This window comes from Thiocapsa marina 5811, from assembly GCF_000223985.1.
Taxonomy (GTDB): Bacteria; Pseudomonadota; Gammaproteobacteria; order Chromatiales; family Chromatiaceae; genus Thiocapsa; species Thiocapsa marina.
Genome location: NZ_AFWV01000004.1, coordinates 353,648 through 365,371 on the forward strand (window position 1 = coordinate 353,648; position 11,724 = coordinate 365,371).

General features: G+C 61.3%; 10 protein-coding genes. 5 read left to right on the forward strand and 5 right to left on the reverse strand.

What is annotated here, in order from left to right; translation table 11 throughout:
• Positions 1-39 precede the first annotated feature (39 nt).
• Positions 40-585 (reverse strand): ATP-dependent protease subunit HslV, encoded by a 546-nt coding sequence (hslV, locus tag THIMADRAFT_RS07740; protein WP_007192441.1) that lies wholly within the window; start codon positions 583-585, stop codon positions 40-42.
• A gap of 489 nt (positions 586-1,074) precedes the next feature.
• On the opposite strand from hslV, the gene THIMADRAFT_RS07745 reads away from it, so the two are divergent.
• From THIMADRAFT_RS07745 to THIMADRAFT_RS07765, 5 genes are all read left to right on the forward strand, one after another.
• Positions 1,075-3,774 (forward strand): glycosyltransferase, encoded by a 2,700-nt coding sequence (locus THIMADRAFT_RS07745; protein WP_007192442.1) that lies wholly within the window; start codon positions 1,075-1,077, stop codon positions 3,772-3,774.
• A gap of 134 nt (positions 3,775-3,908) precedes the next feature.
• Positions 3,909-5,018 (forward strand): DegT/DnrJ/EryC1/StrS family aminotransferase, encoded by a 1,110-nt coding sequence (locus THIMADRAFT_RS07750; protein WP_040730326.1) that lies wholly within the window; start codon positions 3,909-3,911, stop codon positions 5,016-5,018.
• Between the two features lie 4 nt (positions 5,019-5,022).
• On the forward strand, positions 5,023-5,991 hold the full coding sequence (locus THIMADRAFT_RS07755; RefSeq protein ID WP_007192444.1) for a glycosyltransferase family 2 protein: 969 nt from the start codon (positions 5,023-5,025) through the stop codon (positions 5,989-5,991).
• Positions 5,984-6,958 (forward strand): WxcM-like domain-containing protein, encoded by a 975-nt coding sequence (locus THIMADRAFT_RS07760; RefSeq protein ID WP_007192445.1) that lies wholly within the window; start codon positions 5,984-5,986, stop codon positions 6,956-6,958. Before THIMADRAFT_RS07755 ends, THIMADRAFT_RS07760 begins: the two co-directional genes overlap by 8 nt.
• Positions 6,959-7,070: 112 nt before the next feature.
• Positions 7,071-7,478 (forward strand): GtrA family protein, encoded by a 408-nt coding sequence (locus THIMADRAFT_RS07765; RefSeq protein WP_007192446.1) that lies wholly within the window; start codon positions 7,071-7,073, stop codon positions 7,476-7,478.
• Here THIMADRAFT_RS07765 and THIMADRAFT_RS07770 read toward each other — a convergent pair.
• The 4 genes from THIMADRAFT_RS07770 to tpx form a co-directional block, all read right to left on the reverse strand.
• Positions 7,423-8,940, reverse strand: a complete 1,518-nt coding sequence (locus THIMADRAFT_RS07770; RefSeq protein WP_007192447.1) for a hypothetical protein — start codon at positions 8,938-8,940, stop codon at positions 7,423-7,425. The genes THIMADRAFT_RS07765 and THIMADRAFT_RS07770 overlap by 56 nt on opposite strands.
• 259 nt (positions 8,941-9,199) lie before the next feature.
• On the reverse strand, positions 9,200-9,571 hold the full coding sequence (locus tag THIMADRAFT_RS07775; RefSeq protein WP_007192448.1) for a diacylglycerol kinase: 372 nt from the start codon (positions 9,569-9,571) through the stop codon (positions 9,200-9,202).
• A gap of 8 nt (positions 9,572-9,579) precedes the next feature.
• Entirely contained in the window at positions 9,580-11,037 is a 1,458-nt protein-coding gene (gcvPB, locus tag THIMADRAFT_RS07780; protein ID WP_007192449.1) for an aminomethyl-transferring glycine dehydrogenase subunit GcvPB, read from the reverse strand.
• A 165-nt stretch (positions 11,038-11,202) separates the two neighbouring features.
• On the reverse strand, positions 11,203-11,700 hold the full coding sequence (gene tpx, locus THIMADRAFT_RS07785) for a thiol peroxidase (protein ID WP_007192450.1): 498 nt from the start codon (positions 11,698-11,700) through the stop codon (positions 11,203-11,205).
• Positions 11,701-11,724 lie beyond the last annotated feature (24 nt).

The following is an 11,724-nucleotide window of genomic DNA, read 5'->3' on the forward strand; positions in this document are numbered from 1 at the left end:
TTCCGCCAAGACGCGGGACCACGACGCCGCGAATGGCCTTCACCCTTCGGTATCGAGCTCTTCGATCACCAGGTTGTGATTGGTATAGATGCAAATGTCCGCGGCGATGTTCAAGCCCTTCTCCACGATCTCGCGGGCGCCGAGCTCGGTGTTCTCGAGCAGCGCACGGGCCGCGGCCTGAGCGAAGGATCCACCGGATCCGATGGCCATGAGGTCGTTCTCCGGCTCCACCACGTCGCCGGTGCCCGAGATGATGAGCGAGGTCTGCGCGTCGGCGATGCAGAGCAACGCCTCGAGTCGACGCAGCATGCGATCCGTCCGCCAGTCCTTTGCGAGCTCGACGGCGGATCGGGTCAGATGGCCCTGGTGTTTCTCGAGCTTGCCCTCGAAGCGCTCGAAGAGCGTGAAGGCGTCCGCCGTGGCCCCGGCGAATCCGGCGATGACCTGACCCTTGAACAGGCGCCGAACCTTGCGCGCGTTGCCCTTCATGACCGTCTGCCCGAGCGAAACCTGCCCGTCGCCGCCGATCACGACCTTGCCGCCGCGCCGAACCGAGAGAATCGTCGTACCGCGAAAACTTTCCATCGTCATGCTTCGTTGCTGGACCGATCCGGCTATTCTACGGCATCGGCGCGCGAAGCGATGCGCTTTGAGGCGGCACGGTGATGCACGAAACTCCTGCTACCCACGAGATCAATCGCTCGTGGCATCCGCTCTGCGGCGTCACGCATGCCCTGTGGCGCTCTACGCCAGGTGCCGCGATGGCCGGAGTGACGAGCAAGCTCGGCGGCGTTGCGGTATCCCGGGACGACCGGCGGCCTCGCGCGCACGGCCGGCCCCGATCACCAGAACGGCTGGATCGCAGTCGTCGGGATAAGCGCCGTAGCGTGGACAAGCGCCAGCGCAGTCCGCCAACTCCGGCGCCTGAATCGGTGGACTGCGCTGCGCTTGTCCACCCTACCGGCCGGGCTTACTGCCGAAGGCTCGGTGTTGGCTTGTCACGAATTGGCATTTCCGGCATCCTCTATAAGGTAATTCTTGATCTCTCTTCATTTCATTTGCGATGGATCTATCATGCGAGTGTTGATCGTGACGCATGCCGCGTGTTTTCAGACCGATCGAATCGTGTCTGGAAACGCGGTTCGAGCGCACTATTTCGGTAAAGGGCTTGTCCAGAACGGTATTGATGTCACCTTCGCGTATCCCAAGGATTTGGCTTCGGATGAAGAGCGCAATGAATCGGGTGCCGATTCAAGCGATGTTCGCTTCTTCGGGAGTCGGTCCGAGCTTCACGAACTGATCGGCGAGGTCAAGCCGCACGCCATCCTGGTCGGTTATTGGGAATTCTTGGAGCATTTCCCCGACGATTACGAGATCCCGTTGATCGCGGATGTCATTGCGCCGCGAATTCTCGAGGCGCTTTTTCAGGATCACCAGGACGTCAATCTGCACGCGAGCAGGATGCTTGCATTGTATCGCAAAGCCAGTCGCTTTATCTGCGGCACACAGCGGCAGCGTCAGTTTCTGATTCCCTGGCTCATTCTGGCCGGGTTTGATTGCCGCTTCGGGGCTCCCATCGACATCATTCCGATCTCGACGGAACCTTTGTTGCCGCGCCGTCGCTTGGATCCGACGGATCCTTGGGTCATCGTTACGGGCGGCGTGTCTTGGCCTTGGCGTATGGGACAACGCTATACCGATGTAATACGGGAGACTCTTGCCGACGGCAAGGCGATGAAGGGGCGCTTGCTTCTGCTTTCGGGCGGCTATGTTCACGAAAATGCGCCCGACTCCGAGAGTGCATCCTCCGCGAATGAAGACAGGCAATGCGACGCGACGCTTCAGCATGTCGGTCTATTACCGTACGGTGACATGGAGCGGTTGTTCAACGAGCAGTGTAATATCGGTCTTGAGCTCTCCGACTACAATATCGAACGGGATTTCAGCGCGTCCTTTCGCTCCATCGAGTTTTTGCGGTGCGGGCTGCCGGTGATCTGCAATCACACGCTTGAGTTGGCCCGCCAGGTCAACGACTATGATGCGGGGTGGGTCATCGAAAAACCGGAGGACTTGCCGTCGCTGCTCGCAGCGATTGCGGGTGATCCGCTGGGTTACGATCGGAAATCCGCCAATGCCATCCGATTGATCGAAGAGCGCTACCATTATCTCGAGACGATCGTCCCTTTGGTGGAATATCTTCAAGATCCCATGGCGCCGGAAAAGACCGATGATTGGTTCTTTCGTGGATCCGAGACACTGGCGTTGGATCTCTATCACCAGGTCAGCGAGCTGGATCATCAACTGCGCATCCGCGACAAACAGATCACCGATTTGCGGCGGGATGGCGAGAGTCTCAAGGCGCAATTGGACGAGGTGCTCGGAAGCGCAAGTTGGCGGATCGTTCAACCCGTCAGAAACCTTGCCCGGAGACTGGTGACCTTGAAGGGCTTGCTCCTGCGTGCGGGGGCGCGCGTCTATCGGCAAGCCTGGAAGCATCCCGGGCCGCGCGAGGAGTTCGCGTTGGGGTCGGGTCGATACGCCCCGCGGGCGGCGGAGTCTTCGCGGGACAAGTGGTTTGATCGCAAGGGTCGCTATGTCGCGATCGTGAGTCGGGAGGATGTCTTTCCGACGAATCACGGCGCGGCGGTAAAGATCGAGCGAACCGCATGGGGCTTATCGCATCTCGTCGACGGGGTCTTTCTGATTACGGGTGACTGGGGGCGCTATTACGAATTCAAGAACGGAGGCGCCACGGAGAAGTATTTTCCGTTGCCGATCAGGCTCTCCGGGGTCTCCGGGATGGTGTTGAGAAAAAGGCTGCTGCGAACGGGCATTCCGATCAACGAGGCCTACATTTACCAGGCGCTGTTTGATTGGGGCTATTTCGTTCGTCTCATGTATCTCGCCCTGCGGTATCGCGTTGTGCTGTATCAGGCGGAATTTCCGGCGTACGCGCAGGCGTGTGTCAGGGCGAAGCGTCTTCTGCGCGGAAAGACCCTGTTGGTCGAGCACAACGTCGAGTGCGATCGTATCAAGGCCCAATATCCCGAGGTGTCGGCGCAGACCTACGCATGGCTGCGGGATCAGGAGGTCGGACTCTGTAATCAGGTCGATGAGGTCATCGCGGTCTCTCAGCCGGATCGGGATTTGCTCGTCGGTCACGGCGTGATTGCGGACAAGGTGCATGTGATCCCGCACGGGGTTGATCTGGGGGCGTTCGAGAAGACCTATGCGTTCAGCCTTCGCGAGGCCTATGGTGTGTCTGCGGATACTCGCATCATCCTGTACCACGGAATTTACAGCTACGCGCCGAATCTCGAATCCATCCGTCTGCTCGCGACAGAGATCCTGCCGCGACTGAGGCTGCGGGGCTGGAAGGCTAAGGTCTTTGCCATCGGACCCGAGGCGCCCCTCGACGCGATCGATCCGGATGTCGTCTTTACCGGTTCAGTCGATCAGCTTGCGCCTTATCTCACAAGCGGGGACGTGGCCGTGGTTCCGCTTCAAAAAGGCGGCGGAACGCGGATGAAGATCTTGGAGTATTTTGCGGCCTCGATACCAGTCGTGACCACCTCGAAAGGAGTCGAGGGGATCCCGGCCGAGAACGGCTCTCAGGTCCTCATCGAAGATACCTTCGACGGCATGGCGAATGCGATCATTCGATTGTTCGAGCACCCGGAGGAAGGGAGGGTAATGGCCGAGCGGGCGAAGGACATCGTCGAGCGTTCGGATTGGAAATCGATTGCCGATCAGTACTTGAGCCTCATCGAATGAGGGTCCGGCAATCGGGCTATGTTAAGCTTGCCGTCTTGCCGGGGGGCGGCCCCTCGGCGTTCGTGCAGGGCATTCGGCGGTGTACGTTGCCGAATCCAGCCATTGTTCCATCGGTTATCCATAGGGCTTTGATCTTGATCAGCATCAACGAACCCGCGCGCGAATACGAAGCCTTGTCCTCGGAGATCGAGACCGCGGTCCTTGAAGCCTTGCGCAGCGGACGCTGGCTTTTCGGAAAGGCAACCGAAGCCTTCGTGCGGCGTTTTTCCGAGTCTGTCGGCGTCGAGCATGTGATCCCGGTCGCGAACGGGACCGATGCCCTCGAGATCGGTCTCCGGGCGGTCGGCGTCGGGTTCGGGGACGAGGTTGTGACCGCGGCCAATGCGGGTGGCTATACCTCGATCGCCTGTCGGATCATCGGGGCCGTGCCTGTATATACCGACATCGCGCTACCGGGTATGACGATCGATCCGGCCGAGGTATCGGCCCTGTTGTCGCCGAAGGTCAGGGCCGTTGTGGTGACGCATCTTTACGGCAATCTGGGCGATGTCGATGGCGTGCGCCGCGTTCTCGCCGAGGCCGGACGCGAGGATGTCGCCGTCGTCGAGGACTGCGCCCAGGCGCATGGTGTCGGCGATCCGGGGCGCAGAGGTGGCAGTCTCGGCGACCTCGCCACCTTCAGCTTCTATCCGTCGAAAAACCTGGGTGCCCTCGGGGACGCGGGTGCCGTGGTCACGGGGCGAGACGACCTCGCGCGTCAGGTCCGGTTGCTCGCGCAGTACGGTTGGGAGAGTCGGTACAGGAGCGTCGTGCCTTACGGGCGCAACAGCCGGATGGACGAGGTGCAGGCCTCGATCCTTACGATCAAGCTCGGCCACCTCGCTGCCGTCACCGCCTCGCGCCGTGCTGTCCTGTCGCGCTACCGGGCCGCGTTGCCCGCGAGCTACCGACTCTGCGCGCTCGAGGGCGCGGCATCGGTCGGACATCTTGCGGTCATCCTCTGCCCAGATCGTTCCGCTGCGGAGGATCATCTCAAGCGTCGCGGGATTCAAACGGACATCCATTATCCGACCCTCGATTGTGACCAGCCGGCCTGGCGTGACCTGCCGATGCGCCTCGGCGATTTGCGGAAGAGTCGTGACGCGGTCGAGCGGATCCTGACGCTGCCCTGTCATCCCCATCTTTCCGAGTCCGAGTTGACGCTTGTATGCGACGCCCTTGCGTCGCTCCCCGCAGCGAGTTGAGCCCATGTCTCAGTCAATCGATCGCTCCATCATCATCCCGGTCTACCGCAACGAGGAGAACATTCCGGATCTTCTCCCGGTACTCGAGCAGCTGACGGAGTCGCTGGACGGGGTCACGGAGGTGGTTTTCGTCGTCGACGGATCTCCCGATCGCTCGGGAGACGCGCTGCGGGCCGGTCTTGAGAGCTGCGCGTTTCCGGCGCGCCTGCTCTTTCACAGTCGCAACTTCGGATCCTTCGCGGCCATCCGAACGGGCCTTGTCCATGCGAGGGGCGAGCATTTCGCCGCCATGGCGGCGGATCTTCAAGAGCCGCCGGAGTTGATACTGGACTTTTTCCGCACGCTCGAGCGGGACGAGGCGGATGTCGTTTTCGGCCACCGCGCCGAGCGCAACGACAGTCGATCCTCGATGTTCTTGTCGAATCTGTTCTGGGGCTTTTATCGGCGCTTTGTAGTGCCCGATGTCCCGAGCGGCGGGGTCGATATCTTCGCCTGCAACCGCAAAGTCAGGGATGCGCTCTTGTCGATCGAGGAGAGCAACAGCTCGCTGGTGGCGCAGCTCTTTTGGGTCGGTTTCCGTCGCAAGTTCGCGAGCTACAGCCGGCGCGCTCGGGAGAAGGGAAAAAGTGCCTGGTCGTTCAAGCGTCGCTTCAATTACATGCTGGACAGCATCTTTTCCTATTCGGATCTGCCGGTCATGGTCTTGTTGTGGACAGGGATCCTCGGCATCGTCTTCTCGCTGCTGCTGTCCCTGCTCATCCTGACCGCGAAGATGTTGGGGTTCATCGAGGTCGCGGGGTATACCCCTGTGATGTTGACGATCCTGATCATGGGGAGCATCACGCTCTTTTCCCAAGGGTTGATGGGATGCTATCTCTGGCGGACGCTGGAGAATACGAAGCATCGGCCCCTGAGCCTGATCTGCGATGAATGCGTGTTTCCAGGCCGAGAGACGAGTCAAGGCGATGACTGAGCAAGCTTATTTCGTTCATCCTGCCGGGATCTGCGAAAGCAGCACGATCGGCGCGGGAACCCGTATTTGGGCCTTTTCGCATGTCCTTCCGGGTGCCCGAGTCGGCGGCGACTGCAACATCTGTGATCACGTGTTCATCGAGAACGATGTCAACCTCGGTGACCGCGTCACGATCAAAAGCGGCGTGCAGCTTTGGGATGGCATTCGCGTCGGCGACGACGTTTTTATCGGTCCGAATGCGACCTTTACCAACGATCGCTTTCCGCGTTCCAAGCGTTACCCGGAATCCTTTGCGGTGACGACGCTCGAGGACGGTGCCTCGATCGGGGCAAACGCAACGATCCTGCCGGGCTTGACGATCGGAAAGCGCGCCATGGTGGGTGCCGGCGCGGTGGTCACGCGGTCGGTTCCGCCGAATGCCGTCGTTGCCGGCAACCCGGCGCAGATCATCGGATATCAGTCGGCGTCCGAGAGCAAGCAGGCGCGGCTCGGCACCCTATCCGTTCTGGAGGCGAGCCGCCTCGCTGTCGAGGGTCTGCCCGCGCTCGCGGTCAAGGGGTGCGGCCTGGTGCAATTGCCGGTCTTCAATGACTTGCGCGGCGATCTGATGGTCGCCCAATTCGATCGGCATTTGCCGTTTTCGCCGAAGCGCGTCTTCTTCGTTTACCATGTTCCGAACGATCACGTGCGCGGCGAGCACGCCCATCGCGAATGTGCGCAGTTTTTGGTGGCCTTGAACGGCGCCCTGTCGGTGGTCGTGGATGACGGCGCGGAGCGACAGGAGATCCGACTCGATTACCCCGGGGTCGGTCTCTTGATCCCGCCGCTGGTCTGGGGAATACAGTACCGCTTCTCCGCCGATGCGGTCTTGGCGGTATTCGCGTCGCACGACTACGAGTCGAATGAATACATTCGTGATTACGACGAGTTTCTGCGTCTGGTGACCGCGCCTGAATCACCGACATGATGAAGCACCTGTTGGCATTGTTCATCATCCCGGCCGTAGGGTGGGCGAGCGAGAGCGAAGTCCACCGAACCTCGCGCCGACTGAGTTCCGTGAGCGCGCCCGCGTCGCCGGCATGATGAAACGCTTGTTGGGTGATCAGGGTCTGCTCGGCGACGGTCTGCGTTTTGCGCTCGTCGGTGCAGGCAACACCCTGTTCACCCTGGCTGTCTTCCAGCTCCTGCTGTTTTGGCTGTCGCCTCTGCCCTCCTATTACCTGTCTTGGGCGATCGGCTTGGCAGTCTTGCTGGTAGCCTTTCCGAGCTATGTCTTCAAAGGCAGCACCGCGACGGTATGGCGTACCATATCGACCGTCGCGATCTACCTCGCAAGCCTCCTGATCGGCGGCATTCTCTTGAGTGAGCTGACCTCGATCGGGATCAGTCCGCGCCTCGGCATTCTGATCGCGATCGCCTTTACAACCCTCTTTAATTTTGCGGCGTCGCGGCTGGTGTATCGGTTGATTCGGCCGAATCCGGCTTAGTCGGACCCGCCGATTCGGCACTGCCTTCTTGTTGCTCCGCTAAGGTGCTTAAGTAAGTTGAAAAATCCAGCCGCGGGCTGTTGCGAAGCTCGTCGCTCAAGGTCTTGGGGTCGAACGGCTCCCAGGCATCCTCGCCCCAATCGGGATTCTCGATGATGGTCTGTACCTTGCCCTGCTCGGCGAGGATGACGCTCATAGTCGGATAGGTCCATCCCCAGCTCATGTTGACAAACTGGCGCTGAGCTTCGGGGGTCAGCTCGGCGAGGGCTTGCTCGTGAGAGAGAAGACCGCGGTGGTTGTCCAACAGGCCGCGGAAGCTCGCGATGTAATGCCGCCATTCGTTCGTTGCGGCAACGTTCCATCCGACCTGCCCAAGCGCAAGCGCAAGGACAACGCCTGCAACGAAACCGGACTCGATGTATGCCTTGGTTTGGGTTGCACGCAAGGACGCGACTGCCATCAGAAACACCAACGGCGGGATCAGGATTGGCCCGTAGCTTCTTGCATCGAATTGCAGCTTGGCCGACAGCGCGCGCTCGGCGATCAAGGGCGAGAGTGCGGCGAGGGCTGCGGCGAGGGCGATGATCATCCACAAGACGCGCTGTGCCTTCACGAATCCGCGGCGCGTCACATAGACCCCGACAAGCAGGATGGCGCCGGCGATCAGTCCGAGAATTGCGGGTGGATTGTAGTAGCCGTAGCTTCGGATGAAGGCGAGCGACGTGATGGTGGAAAAATAGGAGAGCGAGCGGCTTTCGTAGTACTCGGATTTCGGTATCAATATAAACGACAGCACGACGGCCGTGACCGCGATCAAGAGTGCGGTCAAAGCGACGAAATAGAGGCGGTCGCTGGCTGTCTTGGAGCGGAGCAAGCGGTATAGCCCCGCCAAGGCAAGGAGCGGCGCCATCAGGACGAAGGTCTCGTGGATGACGAAAATGGGCAGGACGAGTGCAAAGACGAAGATGTTGTTGAAGAGCCCGGTCCGGAAAAACAGGATCGTAAAGAAGAGTAGCCAAAAATAGCTGCCGGCAAGCTGTGCCTCTCCGATGGCGGAGAAGGCGCCCGCCATGACACCGGCGAGATAGTAAAACATCGGGAAGATGAAAAGATGCTTGTACTCCTTCGGGAGTACGAGGTAGGAGAGTGCGATCAAGACGATCGGTGTCATCAGCATCGTGAGGCCGTGAATCCGCGCCAAGACGACAAGGTCGTCGATGCCCAGCTTCATGGCAAGGATCGTCGCCCACTGATGCAGGAGATAGGATGCGTTGCGGGGGGTCTCCCAAAAGAGAAACTTTTCGCCGGTCGCGAGACTCAGGAGATGAAAGGCGCCGTCGGCATGAAGTCCCCGCAATGCGTAAGCGCCGTAGGCGGCAGCAATGGCGCAGAGCAGGAGCGAAAAGAGCAAAACGAAAGATGTATAGGATCGGTTGGCCGACGTATTCTCGACTACGAACATGGTGACGGGTCCTTGTATTCCATCAAAACAACAGCCTGCAGGCTGGCGAATGAGCGATATTGACGGTCGGGTGCGCGGCGCGCATCACGTCTGTGGCGACGTTCATAATCGCGGCAGGTCGGGTGGACGAGCGGGAACGAAGTCCACCTAACCCCGCGCCGGCGCTGGTGGACTGCGCTTCGCTTATCCACCCTACAGCGCAGAATCATCGCAGTGGCCGGCGTTATGAGCACTGCCATGGCTGCCGAGTCGCGACGTCTCAGAACACCTTCGGGATCAGGATCAACCCCCAGACCACGACGGCAAACACGATACTCGAAAAGACCGCGGCGGAGGCAATGTCCTTTGCGCGGGCCGACAGCTCGTTGCGCTCCATGCCGACACGATCGACATTCGCCTCGATCGCCGAGTTCAGCAGCTCGACGATGGGGACGATGAGCAGGCTGCCGACGAGCATGGCGCGTTCGACTGCGGAATCGCCGAACCACAGACCGAGGGGGATGAGCGGAATCAGCAGGAAGACCTCCTGACGGAAGGCCTCTTCCAGCTCGAAACAGGCTTTGAACCCTTTCATGGAGTAGCCGAAGGCGTAAACGACCCGCCGCCAGCCCTTGGATTTTCCTTTGGTCATGTGGATCCTTACTGCTGTCCCTGAGATTGCCAGGCGAGATCGAGCTGACGAGCTGCGCGCACGTCATCGAGTCGTCGCACCGGCATGGTGTGTGGAGCCGTCTTCACGAGCTCGGGATTGGTTTGCGCCTCCTCGCGGATCGCGACCATGGCCGCGACGAAGCCGTCGAGATCCTCCTTGCTCTCGCTCTCGGTCGGCTCGATCAGCAGACATTCGGGCACCAGCAGCGGGAAGTAGGTGGTCGGGGCGTGATAGCCGTAGTCGAGCAGGCGCTTGGCGAAATCCATCGCGTTGACGTCCAGCTCCTTCGCCTCGCGCCTGAGCGTGATGATGAACTCGTGGCTGGCGCGCCGCTGCGGGTAGGCGGCATCGAATCCGGCGGTCTTGAGCCGTGCCATCAGATAGTTCGCGTTCAGGGTGGCGAATTCGGAGACGCGGCGCATCCCCTCGCGTCCGAGCATCCGGGCATAAATGTAGGCGCGCAGCAGGATGCCCATGTTGCCGCCGAAGGCGGTGAGGCGCCCGATGCTCTCGGGGCGCTCGGGCTCGCCGAGCCAGCGGTACGCGTCTGCTTCGAAGGCAACCAAGGGAACCGGCAGATAGGGCTCCAGTCTTGCCGAGACACCGACCGGTCCGGCACCCGGACCGCCCCCGCCGTGGGGCGTGGAGAATGTTTTGTGCAGGTTCATATGGATGACATCGAAGCCCATGTCGCCCGGGCGTACCTTGCCGAGAATGGCGTTGAGATTGGCCCCGTCGTAATAGAGCAGCCCGCCGGCGGCATGCACGCGCGCGGCGATCGCCTGGATGTTGCGGTCGAACACGCCGACCGTGCTCGGGTTGGTCAGCATGATGCCTGCGGTCTGAGGCCCGACGGCCTGCTCGAGCGCGGCAAGGTCGACGTCGCCGTCGGGACCGGTCGGGATCTCGCGGACCTTGAAGCCGCACATGACCGCGGAGGCCGGGTTGGTGCCGTGTGCCGCGTCCGGGACCAGGATTTCGGTGCGGGCGAGATCGCCGCGAGCCAGATGATAGGCGCGGATCATGGCCACACCGGCTAGCTCGCCTTGTGCGCCGGCAGCTGGGGCCAAGGAGACCGCGTGCATGCCCGTGACCTCCTTGAGCATCTCCTGCAGCTCGTAGAGACAGGCCATGAAGCCTTGGCTGTGTGACTCGGGTGCCAGCGGATGGCGCGCCAGAAAACCGGGCAGCATCGCCAAGCTGTTACAGGCCCGCGGGTTGTACTTCATGGTACAGGAGCCCAGCGGGTAGAAATGGGTGTCGATCGAGAAGTTCTTCTGCGACAGCCGTGTGTAATGGCGTACCGCCTGAAGCTCCGAGATCTCCGGCAGGGTCGGTCGACTCCGACGCAGCAGCGCGGCCGGAATGTCGGTGACCTCGGGCATGGCGAGCGGTGCCTGCGCGGTGGCACGGCGTCCGGGTCTGGAGCGGTCGTATATCAGCATGGCAGTCGGCTTCGGTGAGTGAATCGGTTCGGAACCGCAAGGGCGCAGCGGCGCAACAAGCGACACGGTCGGGGGCAGGTCTCGGCTCGGCGATGCCGTCGTCGTGCCGGGCTTGGCCTGCCCCCGAGAATCCGTTGCGCCGCTGCGGTTCGGAATGAACGTGCCTCAGAGTGCTGCCAAGGCCGCGTCGTAATCGGGCTCTTGGGTGATCTCGGGCACGAGCTGGGTGTAGACCACCTTGTTGTCGGCATCCAGGACCACGACGGCGCGGGCGGTGATGCCGGCGAGCGGGCCGTCCTCGATGAGCACGCCGTAGTCCTTGGCGAAGCTGCGCGAGCGCATCATGGAGAGTGCGACGACGTTCTCGATGCCTTCGGCTCCGCAGAAGCGGCCCATCGCGAAGGGCAGGTCGGCCGAGATCACCAGGGCGACGGCGTCGGATTTGCCGGCCATGGAGGTGTTGAAGTGCTTGGTGGAGGTCGCGCAAACCGGCGTATCGAGGCTGGGCACGATGTTGAGCAGCTTCTTCTTGCCGGCGAAATCGGCCAATGACTTGTCGCCGAGGTCCTTGTCGACCAGCTTGAAGTCGGGCGCGGCGCTGCCGACGGCGGGCAGATCGCCGGAGAGCTTGACTGGATTGCCTTGCAGTGCTGTTTGAGCCATGAGCCTATCCCCATCGTTTGTGGT